This is a genomic window from Epibacterium sp. ABZ3_068, from assembly GCF_056159265.1.
Map to the genome: position 1 here is coordinate 3370564 of NZ_JBSWUV010000001.1, position 21361 is coordinate 3391924.

Below are 21361 nucleotides of genomic sequence, written 5' to 3' on the forward strand. Positions count from 1 at the left end.
ACAGGCGATCCAACGTGACACGCGGTAACCGTCCCAATTTGGGTGTATTTCTATTCTTTGCAGCGGCCTTTGGCCTCAGCGCTTATTTTACCTTTGCGGCCATTCAGGGCGATTTTGGCCTGTTCCGACGGGTCGAAATTGAAGCCGAGAGCGCAAGCCTCCATGCGGATCTGTCACGCTTGACCAACGAGATCAAACAGATGGAAAACCTGACACACCGCCTGTCGGATAACTATCTGGATCTGGATCTTCTGGACGAGCAGGCACGCTCGGTTCTGGGACTGGTTCGCCCGGATGAATTGGTCATCCGCTAAAATGTCAAACCTGCCCGGGGGGCGGTAGAGCCGCCCCACCCGCACCGTCCAATGACCAGATGACCTGTGACACACCGGCCAGCTTGGCCAACCGTTGCAACTCTGCGTCGAGCTTGGCCATGCGCCGCTCGCTATGAAGCCGCGCAGTCTCGGTCCAGACTTTTGTCAGGGTCAGCCTGTCCTTTGCCCGGTCCGCCTTGGCCTCGATCCGGCCCACAAACCGGTCCCCCTCCAGCAGCGGATAAATGTAATATCCCCATTTGCGCTTGGCGGCGGGGACAAACATCTCAACCGTGTAATCAAAGCCAAACAACCGCGCCGCCCGTGCCCGGTCCCGAATGGCCGGATCAAACGGGTTCAGGATCCGCAACCGGCTGGACGGCGATTTGAGCGCCGCAATGCGCGCCTCTATGTCGGCGCAGGCTAAAACCTCGACCCAGTTCCCATCCGCGCCTTGAACCTCAGCCGGGACCAGCAGCGCCCTGTCGCGCGCGGCCCAGTCCTTGACCTCTGCCACGTCACAGGCCTCCCAGAACTTGCGGATTTCCCCCAGGTTGCCAAAGCCCAGCCGATCCAGCGCGGCGCGGCACAGTTGGGTGATCTGTTCTGCGTCGCTCAGGGCGGGCAGATCCTGCGGAAATACCCGTTCGGCCAAATCATAGTATTTTGTGAACCCCTCCCGGTGACTGGTCGCAAGCTCTCCCGCGTACCACAGGTAATCCAGCACCATCTTGTGGGGGGGACGCTGCCACATCTCCTTGGCGCCGGTAACCTTTGTGTCGAAATGGTGAGTCGACAGCGGCCCCTCTGCCCGGATACGCGTCAGCACCTCTGCAATCAGATCCGGATCCAGATGTTTCCCAAACCAATTAGAGCGCGCGACCTGATCCCTTTTGCGCTGAAACTGACGCTGCCACATTGGCAACATCGACATCGGCAGGACCGAGGCATCATGGGTGAAATGTTCAAAAACCTGCCGCTTGTCCCGCAGAAGCCGATCCAGCATGCCTTCGCGGTAGTTCTGATTGCGACTCCATAGAATATGGTGATGCGCGCGCGCAATCACCTGGATGGTATCCAGCTGCACAAACCCCAAAGCCTGGATCACAGCCAGCGTATCCAGCGGACCTGTCGGCGTAGATGCCAGCCCATGGGCGCTGAGCCACAGGTTTCGCGCCGTTTTATTGTCGATCTTCAAACGGGCCACTGCGCGGTCCTCCCATTCCACCCTTGGATTGTTCCCCCTTTGTTTCACATCCGCTTTCAGGTTGAAAGGGGGAGCATGTCTGACCGCTCGATGCCAATCAGTGACCGCCAAAGGCCGCTTCACGGCAGGCGTTCCAGGTCGCGATCCATAAAGCTCCGCCCGCCTTGCCAGGCTGTCATCTGCGCGCCGGGGTCGGACTGTGCACAAAAGCCGCACAACCCAAACTTGCGGGAACTTAGCACTCGCCTCAGCAATAAAAATGCTTTATGAATTAGTTTAACACTAAACTATCTTGCCGCGAGGGGGAGTTCGCCGCTATGGCTGTTAGGAAAACGACCGCAAAATCAAACGTTTCCGCCGACGAACTGAAACACTACTACCGTGAGATGCTGTTGATCCGCCGATTCGAGGAAAAGGCAGGTCAGCTTTATGGTATGGGTCTGATTGGCGGCTTTTGTCACCTTTATATCGGCCAGGAAGCTGTTGTTGTGGGCCTTGAGGCCGCAGCCGAAGAAGGCGACAAGCGGATTACCTCCTATCGCGATCACGGCCATATGCTGGCCTGCGGCATGGATCCGGGCGGCGTGATGGCCGAACTGACCGGCCGCGAAGGCGGCCTGTCAAAAGGTAAAGGCGGCTCCATGCATATGTTCTCGAAAGAGAAGCATTTCTATGGTGGCCACGGCATCGTTGGTGCGCAAGTGCCGCTGGGAGCGGGTCTGGCCTTTGCCGACAAATACCAGAACAACGGCCGCGTGACATTCACCTATTTTGGTGACGGTGCGGCGAACCAGGGTCAGGTTTACGAGACCTATAATATGGCGCAGCTTTGGGAGCTTCCGGTCGTCTTTGTGATCGAGAATAACCAATACGCCATGGGCACCTCGGTGCAGCGCTCTACCAAATCTCCGTCCCTGTGGGAACGTGGTGCGGCTTATGGCATCAAAGGCGAAGAAGTGGACGGCATGAACGTCCTGACCGTCAAAGAGGCCGGTGAACGCGCCGTGGCCCACTGTCGCGCAGGTGAGGGTCCCTATATCCTTGAGGTAAAGACCTACCGCTACCGCGGCCACTCCATGTCGGATCCGGCAAAATACCGGACCCGTGAGGAGGTGCAGAAGATGCGTGAAGAGCGCGATCCGATTGAACAGGTTCGTGACATGCTGCTAACCGGCAAACACGCGACTGAGGACGATCTGAAAGCGATCGACAAAGACATTAAAGACATCGTCAACCAGGCGGCAGATTTCTCCAAAGAGAGCCCTGAACCGGCTCTGGAAGAACTGTGGACCGACATTTACGCCTGAGGAGAACCTAAGACATGGCAACTGAAATCCTGATGCCCGCCCTGTCCCCTACGATGGAAGAGGGCACCCTGGCCAAATGGCTGGTGAAAGAAGGCGACACTGTAAACTCGGGCGATATCCTGGCGGAGATCGAAACCGACAAAGCCACCATGGAGTTTGAAGCGGTGGATGAGGGCGTCATCGGCGCAATCCTCATTGCGGAAGGCTCTGAAGGTGTAAAAGTGAACACACCAATTGCGGTACTGGTCGAAGAAGGCGAGACCTATGACGCCTCTGCCGCGCCTGCGCCTGCGGCGAGCAACAAAGCGCCGGTCGCAGAGGCACCTGCGGTGCCCGCAGCGCCCGCCGCTGCTGCCGCGGCTCCGATTGAGGTCGTCGAACTGACCCCGGATTATCCGGCAGGTACAGAGATGGTCAAACAGACCGTCCGCGAAGCGCTGCGCGATGCCATGGCCGAAGAGATGCGTGGAGACGAAACTGTCTTTTTGATGGGCGAGGAAGTTGCTGAATATCAGGGCGCTTATAAAGTGTCCCAGGGTCTTCTGGATGAGTTTGGTTCCAAACGTGTCATCGATACGCCGATCACTGAACACGGCTTTGCCGGCATCGCCACCGGCGCGGCCTTTGGCGGGCTGCGTCCGATTGTTGAATTCATGACCTTCAACTTTGCCATGCAGGCGATCGACCACCTGATCAACTCTGCGGCCAAGACATTGTACATGTCCGGCGGTCAGATGGGCGCACCTATGGTGTTCCGCGGTCCAAACGGCGCTGCTGCCCGCGTGGCGGCCCAGCACTCCCAGGACTATGCCGCATGGTACATGCAGATCCCCGGTCTAAAAGTTGTCATGCCCTACTCTGCCGCTGACGCCAAAGGTCTGATGAAAACCGCGATCCGCGACAACAACCCGGTTATCTTCCTGGAGAACGAGATCCTCTATGGCAAGTCCTTCGAGGTTCCGAAACTGGATGATTTCACCATTCCCTTTGGCAAGGCCCGCATCTGGCGCGAAGGCACGGATGTCACCATCGTCTCCTTTGGCATCGGCATGACCTATGCGCTGGAAGCGGCTGACAAGCTGGCAGCGGAAGGGATCTCGGCCGAGGTTATCGACCTGCGCACCCTGCGCCCTATGGATCTGCCCACAGTCTTGCAGTCCGTGCGCAAGACCAACCGTCTGGTCACTGTTGAGGAAGGCTGGCCGCAGGGCTCCGTAGGCTCCTACATCGCCTCCGAAGTCCAGCGCGAGGCGTTTGACTATCTGGATGCACCTGTTGTGACCTGCACCGGCAAGGACGTGCCAATGCCCTATGCCGCGAACCTCGAAAAACACGCGCTGATCACCACCGACGAAGTGGTCGCGGCCGTGAAACAAGTCACCTATCGCTAAGGGAGCGAATGGATGCCAATTGAAGTACTCATGCCCGCCCTTTCTCCCACCATGGAAGAAGGCACCCTGGCGAAATGGCTCGTAAAAGAAGGCGACACCGTCGCCTCTGGCGACCTGTTGGCCGAGATTGAAACCGACAAAGCCACCATGGAATTCGAAGCCGTGGACGAAGGTGTCGTTGGGAAGATCCTGGTGGCCGAGGGCTCCGAAGGGGTAAAGGTCAACACGCTGATCGCAGTCCTCCTGGAAGACGGTGAAAGCGCGGATGACATCGCCTCTGCCGGAACCGCGGCCCCTGCCGCAGCGGCTGCCGAGGAGGCCCCTGTGGCCGCCGAGAAAGCCGCCACACCGGTTGCAGCAGCCCCTGCCCCAGCGGCACCTGCAGCAGCCGATGGCACCCGCATCTTTGCGTCGCCTCTGGCGCGTCGCATTGCGGCTGACAAGGGTCTGGACCTCAGCACCATCGCAGGCTCCGGCCCGCGCGGTCGTATCGTCAAGGCGGATGTTGAAAATGCAACCGCCGCGCCGAAACCTGCTGCCGCACCCGCCGCTGCTGCTCCGGCCCCGGCCGCTGCTGCAGCACCCTCTGGTCCTACGGCCGATATGGTTGCCAAAATGTACGAAGGTCGCGAATACGAAGAGGTCAAACTCGACGGTATGCGCAAGACCATCGCGGCGCGCCTGTCAGAAGCCAAACAGACCATCCCGCATTTCTACCTGCGCCGTGACATCCAGCTGGATGCGCTGCTGAAATTCCGCTCTCAGCTGAACAAACAGCTTGAGGGGCGCGGCGTGAAACTCTCGGTCAATGACTTCATCATCAAGGCGCTCGCCAATGCGCTGCAGGCTGTTCCAGCAGCCAATGCAGTCTGGGCAGGCGATCGGGTTCTCCAGTTGAAACCGTCCGATGTGGCCGTTGCGGTTGCCATCGAAGGGGGGCTGTTCACCCCGGTTCTTCAGGACGCAGACATGAAGTCCCTCTCGGCCCTGTCGGTTGAGATGAAAGACCTCGCCAAACGCGCGCGCGAACGCAAGCTGGCCCCTCATGAGTATCAGGGCGGCTCCTTTGCGATCTCCAACCTCGGCATGTTCGGCATCGACAATTTCGACGCCATCGTGAACCCGCCCCATGCAGGCATCCTGGCTGTGGGCGCCGGTGTCAAAAAGCCGGTTGTCGGCGCAGATGGGGAATTGACCGTGGCCACTGTCATGAGCGTGACCATGTCCGTTGATCACCGCGTGATCGACGGGGCCGTGGGCGCAGACCTGCTGAAAGCCATCGTCGACAACCTCGAAAACCCGATGGTCATGCTGGCGTAAATACACCAGTTAAATATTCGAAATACCAAATGTGGGCCGCGTGAAAACGTGGCCCTTTTTGCTGTTGTGACGGTCAAGCGCATCGCCATAAACAAAGCGCTTACCATTGCAACACCCGTGTAACGCGTAGATGACAACCTTTTCAAATTGAATAGTTTTTATAGTTTTCGATTTAGAAATCAGTAAATCTCCCAATTTTACAAGGGGCGCGGGAAACACACAGATAGAGCGCGTCATGAAACCCAAGCCCTTGAACTCGTCCAAGCGACGATATTTCCAATCCATGAATTTTCGCCTTGCCATCCTGGTCTCCAGCTTCACGCTGGTAGTGACCATCCCGGTGGTTATATTTGCGGAAATGGAATTGGCTCGCATTTCCATGGCTGCAACCCGTGACATGGAACGGGAGCTGACCCAAATGGTTGCCAAAGAGGTGGCGCAGCCGGTGCAGCTTGGCTTTTCCGGTACGGTGGACGACCGGATAAACTATGTTGTCGAACGGGCCGGTGACAGCTTTCAATATGCACGCGTGACCAAAACCGACGGCGTCGTGATGAGTGAACAAGGCGAAGCCACCGGTTTTGATTTGACCGAGATTGAAACCGCAGAACAGCAGGTTGCCCGCGAACGCACCCCCTGGATTTCTGACGACGGTTTCCGGATGGTCTATCCGGTCCTGTCGAAAAAGGGCAAACTGCGCGGCACTCTGATTATGATCTGGAGCCCGGACGCCACCTATGCCGCCCTGCTGGACGGTATGATCCGCGAAGCCCTGATCGGGGCCGTGCTTCTGCTGGCGTCCTGCGCTGTGTGCTTTCTGGTGCTGCGCCGACTTCTCGGGCGTCCGTTGTTGGAAATCACGCAAAGCCTGGAGAAAGTCACTGATGGCAACTACAATACGCAGCTGACCGCACGCAGCCGCAGTGACGAGCTGGGCCAGATTGCCCGCCGTATCGAAAGCCTTCAGGTGACCCTGAGAGAGGGGCAGAATGCTGCCCGTGCCCGTGCTGCCGAACAGGACCAGCAAACCAAAGCGGTGGAAGAGCTGCGCCAGGGTCTTGCGGCGCTGGCCCAACGGGATCTGGCTTACCGTATGGACCAGCCTCTGTCGGAAACCTATGAACCGCTGCGCCAGGATTTCAACACGGCGCTGTCCGCCATTGGCGACATGATGACCCAGGTTCTTGGCACGGCCTCCGGCATTCTCAGCAGAACCACCGAGATCCGGCAAGGATCCGGCGATCTGTCCTCACGCATCCATGCGCAGTCCGATTCGCTGAGCGACGTGGCAAACGCCATGGGCACTCTCACCCGCTCTGTCAAAAACGCAGCAGACGGCGCACGCAATGTAAACGCCATTGTTGGCGAAGCCGTGGACGAAGCGCAAAGCAATGCCGCAGTTGTCCAACATGCGGTCAGCGCCATGGAGGCGATCGAAAACAGCGCAAGCCAGATTTCCACAATTATCGGAACTATTGACGATATCGCTTTCCAGACCAATCTTTTGGCTCTGAACGCTGGTGTGGAGGCTGCCCGCGCCGGTGAGGCCGGTGCCGGGTTTGCAGTTGTTGCCTCTGAGGTGCGCAACCTTGCCCTGCGCACCTCTCAGGCCGCAACCGAGATCAAGACACTGATCAGCGATGCCACGGCTCATATCGAGAACGGCGTAAGCGAGGTGAACAACACCGGTGAAGTGCTGGAGCATATCGTCACCCGAATGAGCGAGATTTCACAGCGTGTCAGCGCCTCGGCCGAAGGGTTTGTCACGGACAGCGCGGAGCTTCAGGCAATGTCCGGCCGCATCAATGAACTAGGGGCAATTACCCAGCAAAACGATGCAATTGTCTCAACCAACACCCAATCCGTCGAGGCCCTGCGGGATGAAGCCGCGCGACTTGACACTTTGGCCGGCGCTTTTACCCTGCCCGGCGCGCCGAACAGACCGCTGAATAGCCAGCCCCATCAGTCAGGCCTGGCCCCTAAAGTGCCGGGTACAGCACGCGCAGCATAGGCGGGACGCATGCCAGACACAGAAAAAGCCCCGCCAAAACGGGGCTTTTTGATTTGACTATTCTTGTATGAACAAGCGGCCTTATCGCAATTAGTCCTGGTTCAGCACCTGGTTCATGCTGACCGCCGGCTGGCTGCAACCCGCTTCGCCCACGATCTTGGCCGGGACACCGGCAACCGTTGTGTTGACTGGCACCTCCGCCAGAACAACCGAACCGGCAGCGATGCGGGAACAATGGCCGACCTTGATATTGCCCAGCACCTTGGCGCCCGCGCCGATCAGCACACCATCGCCAATCTTGGGGTGGCGGTCTTCTTCTTCCTTGCCGGTGCCGCCAAGGGTCACGGAATGCAGCATAGAGACATTGTCGCCAACAACCGCAGTTTCACCGATGACGATGGAATGCGCATGGTCGATCATCAGCCCGCGACCGATTTTGGCCGCCGGGTGAATGTCCACGCCAAAGATCTCAGAGACGCGCATCTGGAAGAAATAGGCCAGATCGTAATCGCCTTTGGTCCACAGATGATGTCCGACACGATAGGCCTGAACCGCCTGATAGCCCTTGAAATAGAGGATCGGTTGCAACAGACGATGGCAAGCCGGATCGCGTTCATAAACGGCGCTCAGATCCGCGCGCGCTGCTGCAACCAGGGCCGGTTCGTCCTTATAGGCCTGATCCACGATCTCCCGAAGAATGACCATCGACATTTCGTTAGAGCAGAGCTTGGCCGCAATCCTATAGGACAACGCCTTGTCGAGCCTTGTGTGGTGCAGAATACAAGCGTGGATCAACCCGCCCATAAGAGGCTGGGCCCGAACGGCTTCCTCGGCCTCGGCCGTGATCTGCTCCCATACGGGGTCGACAGAGCTCAGGGCGGTGCGCGGTTGGGACATGACTTGCTCTCCTGACTGATGCGCTGATCCTAGCGGTCTAGCCTCCATAGTAACAAACGCAATCCCGTGAAGCGATCTATTTCACATTTTGATATGTCATCTGTGCTTTTTTCCCAAAAACACCACGGTGTCGGGTTTGTAAAATCCGCCTGAAAGAGGTGTTTCGCTTTGGGCTGCGCCCAAAGCGACCGGCGTGGCGCGTGCGAAGCACGCGCCACGCTTGGCCCAACCTCAGGCGGGGCAGCTTCGCTGCTACGTCTGTAGGCGGGAGACGTTCCGTCGTTTAAGAAGGCCGTCGTTGAAGAACGCACTTCCATGGGCTCTGGCCCCCGTCTCAAAGCAGCGGCAAGACAGGCAAGAACAAGACGCGTGGCGTCCAGATAGGCAAGCTCATCATAACTGGGCTCTTCCGCCAGAGCATATCGGCGCGCGGCAGAATTAAGCGTTCCATCACCCCAGGTTGAATGCAGCCTCCTGTTTTGATCCACATACCGACAGGCCTCTGCTGCGCCTGCAAAAATCACCTCACAAAGCGCGGCTCTCTGTTCCTCTTTCACGGCCAGCAACGCCCGCGCCACCGCGCTGATGTCGCCGGGCAGGATCGGACACCGCGGCTTCATGAAAGGACCACACGTAGCGGAGCGCCAGCCCCCCAAAGCGCCGAGATTTGCGCCACTTCGATCACATCCCCTGCCTGGACCCCATCCGAGCTCTGCGCCACCGCGCCGTAGGACCAGCTAGGCGACGTGACCTCCTCTTCCCGCAGGATCTCTGTGCCCCGCAGAATGCGCACCCGATAGGCCTCGCGCTCTTCCGCCAGAGGAACCTCTGGAAGATCCCAGTCATCTCCCCCAATCCGGGTGCGCCGGATCCAGTTAAACGCCATCGCCCCCCCAAGATCTCCCTGTTGACGCAGATGCACCGGCGCCAGAGGGCGCAGGCCCACCCCCCAGAACGCCTCCACCCGATGCACATAAGAGGGATCCTCATACCCCCGCCGCGCCGCGCCAATCCGGTAGTGACGCGCCACATTGCGCTGATCCGGTGACAGGTCGATCTGCTGTGGCACCCCGTTCAGCAGGACCACCCGGGTACCTGTCGGCCATTCCGGCAACATCTCACCCTCTGTACCGGCCTGCCCCCGCAGGCGCCCCCGCAACAAATAGGTCTGCGGCGCGATCAGCTCAGCCTCACCAAACTGCAAAATCTCCCAGCCGCCGGGCGTGCCATCCCCAATGGCCAGCACATTTCCGCCGCCCAGAACCGCCTCAGAGGAAATGCTCTGGAGGCTTCCGGAGTAGAGTTTCACCTGCAACGCCGGTCCCAGATCCCAACGTCCGGGCCGCGCTGCCGGCAGGATGCTCTCGGTTTCGCCAACGGTTGCGGCCGCTGCCAATACCTCCTGCAGGGCGTAATCACTGTCCTGAGCCGCGCCATAAACGGCAACAGATCCTGGCCAGGGCGTGGCTGTGACCGCCAGATGCGGCGCATGGGGGACCTCGTCTCCGCGCAACAAGGGCAGGTCCAGAAACATCGGCAGAACAGGCACCGGAGGCGGAAAGCGGTTGAGACCGGGCAGATCCTCGGCAACCTGAGCCGGCGCATAGACTTCGGGTGCAATACGCACCGCTTCAACCTCCTGAGACGACCCGATCGCAACCCGGTCAATCCGGTAGAGCCCGGGGCTATCGCCGCCCAAATCCACCACATCCCCGGCCCCAAGATGCAATAGCGACGGCGGCAGGCTGAGGGTGACCGCATCACGGGCCACCCGGGCCTCGGCCAGCCAACGCTCCACGGTCTGACGGGCTTCGGCCCGTGTCAGCGCCAAGGGCAGCTCATTCTGACTGACCGCCTGGGTGGTTTCATCCGGTAAAACGGCCTCCTCGGAGAGAAGCGCGTGATCGCCGCCCCATTCGGCAAAACGCAGGCGCACACGGCCCGTCAGCTCTGCGGCGCCATCGCGGGTGTCAGCCCGAACGGGAGTTCCGTTTTCGCCCAGGGCCATCTGATCCTGCAAAACAGGTTCTGCATTTCGTCCGTCGCGCAAGCGGAATTGCAAAACTCCGTCGCGTTCGATGGCATCAAACCCGTGCCGCAACATCAAGGGTTGCAACGCCGCACGCGCAGGCCCCAGATCCCGTATCCCAAAGCCGCGCACCACCCCGTAAAGCCGCTCAACGTCCAGATCGGTAACACCGGAGTCCGCGCAGATCTCTTCGACCACTTCGGCCAAAGGACGTTGCCCAATACGCCCGTTCAACCAATGGCCCCGGGCGTAGTTTTCACCGTCGCTCCAGACATCCACCGCATTGGGAAACACCGGAAACGGCCGCGCATCCCAGGCCCAGACAAAGCCGCGCGACAGGTCCAGCATCCGGTCCCCATAGATGGGTGAGACGGGATTGTTCTCAGCCTCCTGCCAAAACCCGTACATTGCCCGCAGATACTGGATCTGGATCAGATCATCGCGCTGCCCGTTTGAGAATTTCGGCAGCTGGCTTTCTGAACTTTTGGGATCCAGAAACTTGTTTGGCTGGTTGGTGCCCTTGTCGATGGCCGCACAGCCAAGCTCCGTGAACCAGATCGGTTTTGACCCCGGCAGCCAGTCCGTCGCCGTGGCCTGACGCACCCCGCCAATGCGGTTGTGATGGGTGTTTTCCCACCAGCCGCGAATGTCCTTGTACCGCCAGACCCAGGGTTCATCATAGGCCCCATCGGTAATCGGGGTCCGGATTTGGGCCGCTTCGGCCTCATCTGAATGGTAGAACCAGTCATAGCCTTCGCCGCCGGCCACATTTTTTCGCAGGTAATCAAGATCATAGATCGCCGGCACGCCGGATTGCGCATCCAGATGATCCTGCCCCTCGCGCCAATCCGACAGGGGCATGTAATTGTCGATCCCGATAAAGTCGATCTCTGGGGCGGCCCACAGCGGATCAAGGTGGAAATACCGGTCGCCCTCCGGACTTTGGTATCCCCAGTATTCGCTCCAATCCGCCGCATAGCCCAGTTTGACATCCGCCCCCAACAGGGTGCGCACCTCCCCCACAAGATCCTGCAAGGCCGCAACAAAGGGAAAGCCCTCTGCGCCCCGGATCTGGGTCAAAGCCCGCAGTTCGGAGCCAATGCAGAAGCTGTCCACCCCACCCGCTGCTGCGCAGAGCGCGGCGTAATGGAGAATGAACCGGCTGAAACTCCATTCCACGGGTCCGGTGTAGGTCACCGCCCCGTCGCCGATGGTGAAATCGCTGGCCCGCACGGTTCCGACAAAGGCCGCAACCTCGGCATCGGCTGTCGCGGTTTGGTCGGGCGATCCTGCGCGTCCCGGGGCCACGGACAGGGTAATGCGCCCGCGCCAGGGCAGATGCGCCTGTGTTTCGGCCTCACTCCAGGGATCCGGAAGTTCATTCCCAACCTGCTGATCCATCAGGATAAACGGGTAGAACATCACCGCTTTGCCCTGCCCGTTCAAATGCCGGATCGCCTCGACCACCGCAGCATCGGCAGGGGTTCCGCCATAGATTGGACGGCCTCCGTCCTGCGCAATCACCGGAGCATTGGCGCGCGACAGCCCCGAAACAGCCCAGGGCATAGAGCCGTCGACCTCATTTTGTTCCACCTTCGGCTGCAGCTGGCACGTGCCGCACCGCAGATCACCGCCGAACCAGCTCACCACCAGCGAGACCGCCTGACAACGCGGCAGTTCATTTTCCAATGTCGCAATAGAGGTCACCAGATCCGTTTCCCCGCTGTGGGAATGGCTGTTCACGGCGGTGTTTTGTCCCGCCGAATGCTGCAGCCACACCGGAGAGGTCGCCAACGCATATTCACCGGTCCCCGGAACCAGTGCGACCCCCTGCACCAGCTGCGGCAGATCCATGTCAAACGCCGGGCTGCCGGGCTGGGCCGCGCGCACCACCTCAAAGGAGAACTGCGGCACCCGATTGCCAAAACGGTCCAGTTGGAGATCCTCGATCACCACATAAGCCGTGCCGCGATAGGCCGGCACCTGGCCTGCGCCCTCCACCGCCTCCATCAGCGGGTCGGGCTGCTGGTCGGTGCTGCCCGGATACCAGCGCATATTCAGATCCCTGGGCGCAACCTCTTCGCCATCGGCCCAGACACGCGGAATGTCCAGAACCTCACCTTCACAGAGCGCCACCGCCAAGGACACACTGTAGCTGTACTGGGTCACTGTGGGCTGTTTCGGCGCGCCTTTGCCGCTGCCTCCGCCCGAAGTAGAGCTGGTCTCCAGAAAATCCGAGGCCCAGATGACCTGACCGCCCACGCGCATCCGCCCGTGCACCTGCGCCACCGGCGCGCCTTCGACGGCCTCGCTCAGCCTGAAACGGTCGACACGGCCGGTTTCAACCGAGGCCGCCCCACGTCCCAAAAGACGTTCATCAATGGCGCGCCCCAAAGTGGCACCCACCGCGCGGCCCACCACTGCCGTTGACAGCCCCAGAACCGTGCCACCCGCAGCACCCCCAAGGGCCGCGCCCGCCGCCGAAAGAAGGATCGTCGCCATCTGTCACTCCTGTCTGGTCTGCTGTTTGATCTGCTGTCGGATCTCGACATCCGGAAAGGCAAACCGCGCCACGATACGGCGCTTCCACGGCGCGCTCAGCGCGCATTCCACCACGCCATACCCTTGATATGCGTGAATAAACCGGGCATCGCGGCCACAGATTGTCTGGATCCCCAGATGTTTTGCAACCGCGCCGCTGCGCATCCGGAACAGGATCACATCGCCGGGCGCGGCCTGCGCCACGGGTTTGGACATCAGATGACGCAACGCAGCCTGCCACAGGCGTTCCTCTCCCTTCGGTTCGGACCAGTCCCGGGAATAGGCCGGCGGGACCTCTGGCTCGGCACCCAGAACCGCGCGGTAAACCCCTCGGACCAACCCCAGGCAATCACAGCCCGCACCACAAGTGGCCCCCTGATGCACATAGGGCGTTCCCAGCCACCGGCGGGCTTCGCTGACCACGTTCATCGACGGCTCCCCCCGGTATTGGCATGCTCACGGCGCGGCACGGCGATCATCCAGTCTTCACCCGGAATGTCAGGGAACCCCTGATAGTTCAGAAGGTTGTTGAATTTGAACTGGCAGGTTTGCGAACGTTTATCACAGCCCGCTTCCAGCCGGATCAGATCTCCGGGCACGATCTGCGCGCGTATGGGTTCCCACAGGGTGATCTCGCGAGTTTGACTGCGGCTCAGATCGCGTTTGATCGCACCCCACAGCCCGTCTGCCGCACCAGAAAGAACCCGAAGAACCCCGCGTGAAAACCAGTTTGGCTCAAACCCCGGCAAGGGTTCCAGCGTTACGGTCTGATGATCATGGACAGCCACCACAGTGGCTTCAGCGGTATAACCCGGCGTACTGAGATCAAAGCCGCAGGCCAGATCGCCCAGCACGGCTGTACAGGGTTTTTGATAGATCCGCCCAAGCGGTTGGTTCAACCGATCCGTCAACCCGCGCAGCTCAGCCCGGAACTGGCCATCCTCACGCGAGATCTCGCCGATGAAGCCGCGAAACTGCAACCAGCGTATTGCGGGATCAGCCCAGTTGACCAGCCAGCTTTGCACCTCGGCGTTGTCAAAACGCCCGGCTTCGATATCCGCATCGGTCACCGCTGCCGCCGTCAGCGCACCCAGAGCCTCGGTATTGTCCACCGACAACCCCGTCGCTTGTTCAAGCTGGCGAGCGGTCAAGCCTGTATCGGCGCGAAAGGTCAGACCATCAAACACCAGATCACAATCATGATCCGTAAACCCAAACTGTACGCCGTCCGGACGGGTAATCGCCCAAGCCCGGCAAAGCGTGGTGCTGCCGCTGGCCAGATGGGCGCGCATTTCATCTGGAACTGCCATCACACACGTACCTCCACCACCGGCACGTTGGGGGCCTCTCCTGCCTGAAAGGAGGCAACGCTGGTCTGGATACGGTCGGTGTCAAACCGCACCGGCACGTCAAATTCAAAGCCCGCAACGATTTCGGCCCCGACTTCCGGCGCAAAGACAAACCGGACCATGCCGGTGGTGGCATCCAACGTGTAATCCACCCCCTCGCGCTGTTCGTCCTGATTGATGCCCACGCGCACTGTGCCGACAACCGGTTTGGTGATCGGCCGGGCATAGCTGTGGTCGCCGGACCTGTAGTGTTTGACCAGTTGGAAGCTGCTGGTGATCCCGTCACCATGGCCGATCACCTGATCGCGAAAGTGCACCTCCTGCAAGGCCTGCGCGGATTTGTAATCGGACCAATCCTTCCAGCGGAACCCGTTAACCTGGCCCTGGCGCGCCTCGAAAAAGGCAATCAGCGCCTCGATATCCTCAAGCGAACGCAGACCCAGACCCGCGTCATAGCGGCGGCGCGAATGGGCCCAGGGAGTGTTGCGTTCCTCATACCCATTGGCCAGCGTCACCACATCGGTGCGCCGTTCCGGCCCGCCTACGGATCCAAAGCTGAGCGAGGCTGGAAATCTGACATCGTGAAAGCTCATGATCGGGCTCCTTAGCGGTTGCGGTTTGCACGGCTCAGCGCGCGCGACATCTGGGCGGCGATCTGACCCTGGCTGCGTTCAAAGCTCTGGGCATTCGGGGTTTGGATATTCATCACGATAGTGGGTCCGGCACCGCCTCCCGCGCTGCGCACCCCAAGAGACCCATCCGCCCCCCGCGCCAACGGCAGGATCGCTTCGGGGCCGGCTTCGCCCATCAACCCCAGACCACCGCGCATCGGGAAATGGGTCGGGCTTGAGACCACGCCGCCACGGGCGAAAGGCGTCACACGCCCCTGGCTGAAGGCCGCCCCATCGGCAAAGGGCAAGAGGTTGCCAATCAGCCCGGTCAGCCCCTCGGTCAGGAAATTGCCCGCCTGACTGGTCACGGGTTTCAGGGCCGCGTTATACGTGGTGCGGATTGCAGAACGCGCAACGGTTTCAAGCGCTTCCGAGAGGTTTTTACCATCAAACACCAACCCGTCGAACGCCCGTCTGAGGCCGCGGGACAAGCCGCGTTCCAAAGTTTTGGCATCTTCGCCCGTGGCGGCAAAGGCTGCGCGAACCCGTGACATTTCACCATCAAAAGCCGCTGCCATCTGGGCCGCCCCTCCAAGGGATTGTTCCAGCGCTTCGGCGCTCAGTTCCAATGCAGTTATGTCTTCGACGGCCATCTCACTCTCCTTGGGTCTGGTCTTTGGCCGGTGGCGTGTCCGGGAAGGCACGCATCAAATCCGACAGGCGATCGCGGTCCATCGGGGGCGGCGCGGCTGGTCCCAAAAGCAAGCGCAGCTCAGCCGGGGTCAGCGCCCAGAACTCATCCGGTTTGAGGCCCAGACCGGCAATCCCCGCACGCATCAGCCCCGGCCAGTCAAAAGGGTCCCTATCCGCGCTGGGACCGATCATGCCGGACCTGCAAAGCTGCGCGCCAACAGCTCAGCAGCTGCACGTGTGGCGGCCAACGGACCGCCCTCAATGTCCGCCTGCGCCAGGCTTTGCGCCGGGATCACATGGCCGCCGCCTTTCAGTCCGGCCAGCAGCAAAGCCATCAGGTCTCGTGCGGAAAACGTATTATTTTCAAACCTCTGGACCAAGGATATCAAGCTCCCAGAGGTCAGGCTGTCCTCCAGCTCAGCCAATGCACCAAGGGTCAGGCGCATCACATAAACTGTGCCGTCGATGGTCAGCGACACCTCGCCCCGATGCGGATTGACACCCGTCATCACGCGGCCTCAAAGGTTAGCGCGCCGGCGCTGGACAGGCTCAGCTCATAGGTTGCCTCACCGTTATGGGAACCCGCATATTCAAGTGCTGTCACCTGAAAGGCCCCTTGGACGGTGCCGAAATCCGGGATCACCACCTGGAATGCAGGCACTTCCCCGTCAAAGAACAGCTGACGGGCGCGCGCATCCGTATCCGCATCGCGAAACACACCCGACCCGGAAATCGAGGCCGAGCGAACCCCGGCGCCAGCCAGCAACTCCCGCCAGCCGCCCTGGCTTTCAAGGCTTGTGATATCAACGGTTTCGGCGTTAAAGCTGATGCGGGAGGCGCGCAGACCAGCGAGGGTTTCAAAACTCCCGCTGCCAGTCATGTCCACCTTGATCAGAAGATCCTTGCCATTTTGGGCTGTCATGTCTCATCTCCTTGGCACTGCGCCCCATCGGGCGAAAAGATACTGGTTAACAGAATGTTAAAGCGTGGTGCTCATGTCATCTACATGCAGTCGGAACCTGAGCGTGACCTCACGGCCGCCAGACTTCAGCGTCCGCGCCACCGCCCGGTCAAACCAACGACCCGTAACGGCGCCACGGGACAGGATCATTGGTGCCTCCAACAGCACGTCGCAGATCTCTCCGCCGACCTGTTTGGCCGTGGCAAATCCGGCGCTGTCGCTGATCACCGTAACGGTCAGAAGGAACAGCGCGGCGCGGGAGGTTTTGTCGGATCGGTCGCGGGCTTCTTCGGTCCCGATCACCACATAAAGCGGTGGCAGGCTTCCACTGGGAAGCGCGTCGTATATGTGGCTTCCAACGGATGCAGAAACCGCGCTATCCGATTGCAATGCATCATAAATCGCAACCTGAAGTGCAGCCGAGGGTGCGTAGCTCACAACGCCACCTCCTCTACTGCGAAACAGGTCAGATAGCGACCTGCGCTGTCTGCATCCGCCACCGCATGGATCAGAAAACGACGGCTGCCTTCGACCAGATATTGATCTGGGCGTGGTCGGTCCGGGCTGCCTTCGGGCGCGGCGCGCACGGTGATCCGATAGCGTTGCAAAGACAGGGCCGCGCCGTTTTGCGCTGCATTGCGCCCGGTCAGCGCGCGCAGCTCCGCCCACAGCTCACCCTGGGTGGTTTCGACTTCGCTATAGCCGCCCGCGCCATCCGGCGTACGCACAGCAGAGACAAGGGTCATCAGGCGGTTCAGTTTGACCTGGTTCATGGCCGACCTCCCAGTGCAAGACGCAGGACGCGGTGACGTTCGATCAGGCTGGTGACGCCAAAGGGCATACAGCCGCGGTGCAAATCGGTGTCTTCGCGATGTTCATAGTAATGCGCGGCCAGCAGCATCACCGCCTGCGCCAGATCCGCGGGCAAATCATCAAACGTGCGGGCAAGGCCGGCGGTGAAGTCGATCCGCACATGGCCCCGCGCAGGCACAGCAGGCAGGCAGGAGCCCGCAGGGCGCAGAACAGCTGATTGGGCCTCTGGTTCAAGATAATAGCTGGTGGTTGGCAGGCTGGTCTCGGCTCCGGTGGCGTCCACAAGGATAACCGCGTCGATTGTGGTCACCGGCAGCAGCGGCAGCGCTTCGCCGGACGGGTCGCGCCAGCGGGTCAACGCAAAGGAGTATTCACGCGTTATCAGCACCTTACCGGTACGGGTTTCAATGGCCGCAAGGCTGGCGCGCAGAAAACCCAAAAGCAGCGCATCCTGCAAATGTTCGGTGCCAAAACCGCGTCCCAGCCGCAAATGGGCTTTGAAGGCATCCAGCGGCAGGGCCGCGTCGGGAATTGTGGTGCGTTCTGTCACGATCATCGCGTTCATCTCCGCAGGCGGGCGTTGGCGTTTCGGGGTGGGGTTTAGGTCGGCGTGCGTCGGTTACAGGGCCTGGACGGTTTGGGTGCAGCGGGGCCCAGCAAGAAAAATGAGGCACGCCGACCGACGGAAGCGGGCTGCCGCCCCCGTCATTCGGACCTCGGAGTCGGATTACGAGGTGCCGAATTTCAACAGTTTGATCGCGGCAAAGTCACTTACGTCTCCGCCCACGCGTTTGGTGGCATAGAACAGCACATGAGGTTTGGCGCTGAACGGGTCGCGCAAAACACGCAGATCCGGGCGTTCGGCGATGGTGTAGCCGCTGGCAAAGTCACCAAATGCGATGGAATAGCTGTTGGACCCCACATCGGGCATGTCTTCGGCAATCAGCACCGGATAGCCCAGCAGCATGGCCGGTTCGCCCGCCGCCAGACCATCGCTCCACAAAAAGCGTCCGTCGCCGTCCTTCAGTTTGCGCACCTGTCCTGCGGTTTTCGAATTCATCACAAAGGCCCCATTGGCGCGATATTCCGCCCCCAGCGCATAGACCAGATCAATGATCGGATCGCCGCTGTCCAAAGAGCCATCGGTCCCGGTCACAACATAGCCTAGGTTCCCCCAGCTCCAGTTGTCATTTTCGGTGACCGGATGGGTCAGGAACCCCGTGGGCTTGTCGATACCATCCCCATTTACAAAGGCCTCGGCCTCGGCACGAGCAAAGGTGGTGGCAATACGGCCGGCCAGCCAGCCCTCGATCTCAAACGCGGTGTCATCCAGCAGCCTTTGAGAGACCTTGGGCAGCGCCGACAACTCGTGCAGCGGGATGGCGATCCGTTCGATGGTGCCGGTTGTGGTCTCACTGGTTGATGAGGTTTCGGACGCCCAGCCAGACCCCAGTTCGGCGTGGTCCACCAGAACGTCATAGGAGGTCGCCTCCACATGGACCACCGACGCAATCGAGCGGATGGAGGCCGAGGACGCCAGAACCGCATTCACGCTTTCAGAGGTCACCGGATCCACCAGATAGCCGCCATCGGTATTGACGGCGGTCGACAGCGCCTTGGTGTCAAATTCCAAACCGCGCAGCGGCGCGTCATCGCCGGTCCGCAGATAGGTATCAAAGGCCTTTTGATGCGGCGCTTCGACATCGCAGGCGGTGGCCAGATGCGGGCGCGCTGATTGGGAAGCAGTTTGGCGAGTGGATCGGTCCAACATGGTCATACGCTCATCTTGTTGTTGCAGTTTGGTCTTCACGTCGCAGTGCAACTGGCTGATTTGATTTACAAACCCTTCCAGCGCCTGATGCAGGTCTTGGGGTGTCTCGCGGCTCATGGAGCATGTCTCCCTCAGATGGTTTCGCGTTTCAGAAGGTCGGTGGCCTGGCGCAGCACCTGGGCCAGCGCGTGCAGATCCTCGGTCCGTTCGGATTTCTGGGCCGGGGTCACACGGGCGGTGGGCAACATGGGAAAGGTGACCAATGACACTTCCCACAGATCAAGCTCCAGCAACTGGCGCCCACCGGTTTCACTGCGCGCGCTTTTGGTGGTGCGGTAGCCGATCGACAGCCCGTCGATGGCCCCGGCGGCAATCAGCGCGGCCGCTTCCCCGCCCTGGCGCGTCTCGGTCAGGATCCGGCCCGAGACATAAAGCCCGGTTGCGTCCTCCCGCAGGTCATCCCAGACGCCAATGGGCTGTGCCGGATCGTGCTGCCACAGCATTTTGACACGACGCCCCTGCGCTGCCAGTCGCTCCAAAGCCGCGCGATAGGCGCCGGGCATAACCTGATCGCCGCCTTGGTCGACCTCTTTGAACCGGGAGGCATAGCCTTCGATACGCGCTCCGTCAGAGAGGACAATAGGGTCCGGATTGGGCGCAAATTTCATTTCCAACTGCGGGGCAATCTGCATGAGCTTCTCCCGTTAAGAAACTGTTAAGGTGTGATTAAGAAGGACTGGAAGGCTTGGGCCAGGATCACGGCTGCAACACCATAAACCGTGAGCCACAGGCGTTTTTCCAACCGTTCCATCATCATCTCGATCCGGTCGAGGCGCTTGTTCAACGCCTCCTGCTGGATCTGATGGATCCGTTCATGGGCGGACAGCCGCAGCCCCGGAGAGCAGTCAAAGGGAAACGGACCATCAGCCATCTGCCTGCTCCTGCATTTTTGGCGGCAGGCCCAAGAGGCTGCGCTTTTCTGCTTCGGTCAGGAAATCCGCCGACGCCACGCGCCGCCATTGCGCCTCACGTTCTGCGGCCAGGGCCGGCACCTGATCCAGATCGGGTGCAAGCGTCAGGGGCGTGCCCAGATAGCGGGACAGCCAATCCGACAGATCCGCCGTTACGCGCGCCGCCAGGGGCAGCACCGTCAGGCGGTAAAACGCCCGGTTGGCCTCCTGATAGTTAGCATAGGTCGCATCGCCCTTGATACCGATCAGCATCGGCGGAACCCCAAAGGCGAGCGCAATTTCACGGGCGGCAGAGTCCTTGGTCTGCTGAAACTCCATATCCGAGGGGGAGAACCCCATGGGTTTCCAATCCAGCCCCCCTTCCAGCACCATGGGCCGACCGGCATTTCGCGCGCCCTGGAAGCTCTCGGCGATCTCATCGGACAGGCGGCGGAATTGTTCTTCGCTCAGCGTGCCAAGGGCGTCCGTTCCGTTCCAGACCAGCGCCCCGGATGGGCGTGCGGCGTTGTCGAGCAGCGATTTCGACCAGCGCGAGGCGGAATTATGCACATCCACCGCCATGGCGGCCGCCTGAAGGGGAGAAAACCCATAGTGGTCGTCCTGCGGATGGAAATTGCGGATGTGACAGATGGGGCTGAGTGTCCCATTGGTCGCGGAAAACCGGTGTTTGCGTCCGCCAACGGTATATTCATAAGCCGCCGGCCAGCCATCGCTGCCAGGCACCACCCGCACCCGGTCAGAACGCAACACATGGAGCTCTGCCGGCAGGTCTTCTCCCCCTGCGGCTTCCACATAAGCATTACCCGACAAGAGCAGATGCCCATACAGCGCCTCCAGAAATTCCGCCCGCCCCTGTGCGGCATTGGGCCGGGCGATCAGGGACAACAGCGGGTGGCTTTCATAGCGACGGCCGACATCCTGAAGGGTCAGCGGCAGTGCGGCTGCGGCTTCGGAGATCAGGCGGACGGCACGGAAGCCAACAGGATTGGCCGCAAAGCCAGAGCGCGTCAGCGTCGCCGTGTCGCGTGGGCTCCAGGCTGCCTGAGTGCTGGCCGCAAGATTCACCAGCCGCGCAGCGGCGCTGGCCTTGGTCTCCACCGGTGCGGTCCGGGAGGCGGGTTCCGGCGCGGCAGCTGGGGGTCGGCGCAGGCGGTCAAACAGCATGGGCGGGCTCC

The 21361-nt window shown here is 60.7% G+C and carries 23 protein-coding genes; 5 read left to right on the top strand and 18 right to left on the bottom strand.

Annotated features, from left to right (window positions below; translation table 11 throughout):
- Positions 1 to 14 precede the first annotated feature (14 nt).
- Positions 15 to 314 (top strand): FtsB family cell division protein, encoded by a 300-nt coding sequence (locus ACXAEW_RS16115; protein WP_474943051.1) that lies wholly within the window; start codon positions 15 to 17, stop codon positions 312 to 314.
- Between the two features lie 4 nt (positions 315 to 318).
- Here ACXAEW_RS16115 and ACXAEW_RS16120 read toward each other — a convergent pair whose 3' ends face one another.
- On the bottom strand, positions 319 to 1521 hold the full coding sequence (locus tag ACXAEW_RS16120) for a winged helix-turn-helix domain-containing protein (protein ID WP_474942293.1): 1203 nt from the start codon (positions 1519 to 1521) through the stop codon (positions 319 to 321).
- 317 nt (positions 1522 to 1838) lie between these two features.
- Between ACXAEW_RS16120 and pdhA the strand changes: the two genes are divergently transcribed.
- The 4 genes from pdhA (at position 1839) to ACXAEW_RS16140 (ending at position 7550) form a co-directional block, all read left to right on the top strand.
- Positions 1839 to 2828, top strand: a complete 990-nt coding sequence (gene pdhA, locus ACXAEW_RS16125; RefSeq protein WP_474942294.1) for a pyruvate dehydrogenase (acetyl-transferring) E1 component subunit alpha — start codon at positions 1839 to 1841, stop codon at positions 2826 to 2828.
- 14 nt (positions 2829 to 2842) lie between these two features.
- A complete protein-coding gene (locus tag ACXAEW_RS16130) occupies positions 2843 to 4219 on the top strand; it encodes a pyruvate dehydrogenase complex E1 component subunit beta (RefSeq protein WP_474942295.1) in 1377 nt (458 codons plus the stop codon).
- A gap of 12 nt (positions 4220 to 4231) precedes the next feature.
- A complete protein-coding gene (locus ACXAEW_RS16135) occupies positions 4232 to 5539 on the top strand; it encodes a pyruvate dehydrogenase complex dihydrolipoamide acetyltransferase (protein ID WP_474942296.1) in 1308 nt (435 codons plus the stop codon).
- Positions 5540 to 5774: 235 nt separating this feature from the next.
- Complete coding sequence (locus tag ACXAEW_RS16140; RefSeq protein WP_474942297.1) at positions 5775 to 7550, top strand: methyl-accepting chemotaxis protein; 1776 nt, start codon at positions 5775 to 5777, stop codon at positions 7548 to 7550.
- Positions 7551 to 7640: 90 nt separating this feature from the next.
- Here the strand turns inward: ACXAEW_RS16140 and cysE are convergent, their stop codons facing one another.
- From cysE to ACXAEW_RS16225, 17 genes are all read right to left on the bottom strand, one after another.
- Positions 7641 to 8447 carry a serine O-acetyltransferase gene (gene cysE / locus ACXAEW_RS16145; RefSeq protein WP_474942298.1) on the bottom strand — a complete coding sequence of 269 codons (807 nt, stop codon included), beginning with the start codon at positions 8445 to 8447 and terminating at the stop codon, positions 7641 to 7643.
- A gap of 29 nt (positions 8448 to 8476) precedes the next feature.
- Positions 8477 to 9067 carry a DUF7742 family protein gene (locus ACXAEW_RS16150; protein WP_474942299.1) on the bottom strand — a complete coding sequence of 197 codons (591 nt, stop codon included), beginning with the start codon at positions 9065 to 9067 and terminating at the stop codon, positions 8477 to 8479.
- Positions 9064 to 12978, bottom strand: a complete 3915-nt coding sequence (locus ACXAEW_RS16155) for a baseplate multidomain protein megatron (RefSeq protein ID WP_474942300.1) — start codon at positions 12976 to 12978, stop codon at positions 9064 to 9066. The genes ACXAEW_RS16150 and ACXAEW_RS16155 overlap by 4 nt, the downstream gene beginning before the upstream one ends.
- Before the next feature lie 3 nt (positions 12979 to 12981).
- Positions 12982 to 13446, bottom strand: a complete 465-nt coding sequence (locus ACXAEW_RS16160; protein ID WP_474942301.1) for an NlpC/P60 family protein — start codon at positions 13444 to 13446, stop codon at positions 12982 to 12984.
- Positions 13443 to 14327 (bottom strand): DUF2163 domain-containing protein, encoded by an 885-nt coding sequence (locus ACXAEW_RS16165; protein WP_474942302.1) that lies wholly within the window; start codon positions 14325 to 14327, stop codon positions 13443 to 13445. Before ACXAEW_RS16165 ends, ACXAEW_RS16160 begins: the two co-directional genes overlap by 4 nt.
- Entirely contained in the window at positions 14327 to 14959 is a 633-nt protein-coding gene (locus ACXAEW_RS16170) for a phage distal tail protein, Rcc01695 family (RefSeq protein ID WP_474942303.1), read from the bottom strand. Before ACXAEW_RS16170 ends, ACXAEW_RS16165 begins: the two co-directional genes overlap by 1 nt.
- 11 nt (positions 14960 to 14970) lie before the next feature.
- Positions 14971 to 15630 carry a phage tail tape measure protein gene (locus tag ACXAEW_RS16175; RefSeq protein WP_474942304.1) on the bottom strand — a complete coding sequence of 220 codons (660 nt, stop codon included), beginning with the start codon at positions 15628 to 15630 and terminating at the stop codon, positions 14971 to 14973.
- A 1-nt stretch (position 15631) separates the two neighbouring features.
- Entirely contained in the window at positions 15632 to 15862 is a 231-nt protein-coding gene (locus ACXAEW_RS16180) for a rcc01693 family protein (protein ID WP_474942305.1), read from the bottom strand.
- Positions 15859 to 16179 (bottom strand): gene transfer agent family protein, encoded by a 321-nt coding sequence (locus ACXAEW_RS16185; protein ID WP_474942306.1) that lies wholly within the window; start codon positions 16177 to 16179, stop codon positions 15859 to 15861. Before ACXAEW_RS16185 ends, ACXAEW_RS16180 begins: the two co-directional genes overlap by 4 nt.
- Positions 16179 to 16592, bottom strand: coding sequence for a phage major tail protein, TP901-1 family (locus ACXAEW_RS16190; protein WP_474942307.1), 414 nt, complete (start codon positions 16590 to 16592; stop codon positions 16179 to 16181). Before ACXAEW_RS16190 ends, ACXAEW_RS16185 begins: the two co-directional genes overlap by 1 nt.
- Before the next feature lie 57 nt (positions 16593 to 16649).
- The gene (locus ACXAEW_RS16195) at positions 16650 to 17069 is read right to left on the bottom strand and encodes a DUF3168 domain-containing protein (protein WP_474942308.1); all 420 of its coding nucleotides are present in this window, start codon (positions 17067 to 17069) and stop codon (positions 16650 to 16652) included.
- On the bottom strand, positions 17066 to 17404 hold the full coding sequence (locus ACXAEW_RS16200; protein ID WP_474942309.1) for a head-tail adaptor protein: 339 nt from the start codon (positions 17402 to 17404) through the stop codon (positions 17066 to 17068). The genes ACXAEW_RS16195 and ACXAEW_RS16200 overlap by 4 nt, the downstream gene beginning before the upstream one ends.
- The gene (locus ACXAEW_RS16205) at positions 17401 to 18000 is read right to left on the bottom strand and encodes a head-tail connector protein (RefSeq protein WP_474942310.1); all 600 of its coding nucleotides are present in this window, start codon (positions 17998 to 18000) and stop codon (positions 17401 to 17403) included. Before ACXAEW_RS16205 ends, ACXAEW_RS16200 begins: the two co-directional genes overlap by 4 nt.
- Positions 18001 to 18171: 171 nt before the next feature.
- A complete protein-coding gene (locus ACXAEW_RS16210) occupies positions 18172 to 19332 on the bottom strand; it encodes a phage major capsid protein (protein WP_474942311.1) in 1161 nt (386 codons plus the stop codon).
- 14 nt (positions 19333 to 19346) lie between these two features.
- A complete protein-coding gene (locus tag ACXAEW_RS16215) occupies positions 19347 to 19907 on the bottom strand; it encodes an HK97 family phage prohead protease (RefSeq protein ID WP_474942312.1) in 561 nt (186 codons plus the stop codon).
- A 23-nt stretch (positions 19908 to 19930) separates the two neighbouring features.
- Positions 19931 to 20146 carry a GTA head formation protein, RCAP_rcc01685 family gene (locus ACXAEW_RS16220; protein ID WP_474942313.1) on the bottom strand — a complete coding sequence of 72 codons (216 nt, stop codon included), beginning with the start codon at positions 20144 to 20146 and terminating at the stop codon, positions 19931 to 19933.
- Positions 20139 to 21350, bottom strand: a complete 1212-nt coding sequence (locus tag ACXAEW_RS16225) for a phage portal protein (RefSeq protein WP_474942314.1) — start codon at positions 21348 to 21350, stop codon at positions 20139 to 20141. Before ACXAEW_RS16225 ends, ACXAEW_RS16220 begins: the two co-directional genes overlap by 8 nt.
- Between the last annotated feature and the right edge of the window lie 11 nt (positions 21351 to 21361).

Bases quoted from the DNA above. Each gene is read 5' to 3' on its own strand.
- pdhA (WP_474942294.1), top strand. From the start codon at position 1,839: ATGGCTGTTAGGAAAACGACCGCAAAATCAAACGTTTCCGCCGACGAA.
- ACXAEW_RS16130 (WP_474942295.1), top strand. From the start codon at position 2,843: ATGGCAACTGAAATCCTGATGCCCGCCCTGTCCCCTACGATGGAAGAG.
- ACXAEW_RS16135 (WP_474942296.1), top strand. From the start codon at position 4,232: ATGCCAATTGAAGTACTCATGCCCGCCCTTTCTCCCACCATGGAAGAA.
- ACXAEW_RS16140 (WP_474942297.1), top strand. From the start codon at position 5,775: ATGAAACCCAAGCCCTTGAACTCGTCCAAGCGACGATATTTCCAATCC.
- cysE (WP_474942298.1), bottom strand. From the start codon at position 8,447: ATGTCCCAACCGCGCACCGCCCTGAGCTCTGTCGACCCCGTATGGGAG.
- ACXAEW_RS16150 (WP_474942299.1), bottom strand. From the start codon at position 9,067: ATGAAGCCGCGGTGTCCGATCCTGCCCGGCGACATCAGCGCGGTGGCG.
- ACXAEW_RS16155 (WP_474942300.1), bottom strand. From the start codon at position 12,978: ATGGCGACGATCCTTCTTTCGGCGGCGGGCGCGGCCCTTGGGGGTGCT.
- ACXAEW_RS16160 (WP_474942301.1), bottom strand. From the start codon at position 13,446: ATGAACGTGGTCAGCGAAGCCCGCCGGTGGCTGGGAACGCCCTATGTG.
- ACXAEW_RS16165 (WP_474942302.1), bottom strand. From the start codon at position 14,327: ATGGCAGTTCCAGATGAAATGCGCGCCCATCTGGCCAGCGGCAGCACC.
- ACXAEW_RS16170 (WP_474942303.1), bottom strand. From the start codon at position 14,959: ATGAGCTTTCACGATGTCAGATTTCCAGCCTCGCTCAGCTTTGGATCC.
- ACXAEW_RS16175 (WP_474942304.1), bottom strand. From the start codon at position 15,630: ATGGCCGTCGAAGACATAACTGCATTGGAACTGAGCGCCGAAGCGCTG.
- ACXAEW_RS16180 (WP_474942305.1), bottom strand. From the start codon at position 15,862: ATGATCGGTCCCAGCGCGGATAGGGACCCTTTTGACTGGCCGGGGCTG.
- ACXAEW_RS16185 (WP_474942306.1), bottom strand. From the start codon at position 16,179: ATGACGGGTGTCAATCCGCATCGGGGCGAGGTGTCGCTGACCATCGAC.
- ACXAEW_RS16190 (WP_474942307.1), bottom strand. From the start codon at position 16,592: ATGACAGCCCAAAATGGCAAGGATCTTCTGATCAAGGTGGACATGACT.
- ACXAEW_RS16200 (WP_474942309.1), bottom strand. From the start codon at position 17,404: ATGAACCAGGTCAAACTGAACCGCCTGATGACCCTTGTCTCTGCTGTG.
- ACXAEW_RS16205 (WP_474942310.1), bottom strand. From the start codon at position 18,000: ATGATCGTGACAGAACGCACCACAATTCCCGACGCGGCCCTGCCGCTG.
- ACXAEW_RS16210 (WP_474942311.1), bottom strand. From the start codon at position 19,332: ATGAGCCGCGAGACACCCCAAGACCTGCATCAGGCGCTGGAAGGGTTT.
- ACXAEW_RS16215 (WP_474942312.1), bottom strand. From the start codon at position 19,907: ATGCAGATTGCCCCGCAGTTGGAAATGAAATTTGCGCCCAATCCGGAC.
- ACXAEW_RS16220 (WP_474942313.1), bottom strand. From the start codon at position 20,146: ATGGCTGATGGTCCGTTTCCCTTTGACTGCTCTCCGGGGCTGCGGCTG.
- ACXAEW_RS16225 (WP_474942314.1), bottom strand. From the start codon at position 21,350: ATGCTGTTTGACCGCCTGCGCCGACCCCCAGCTGCCGCGCCGGAACCC.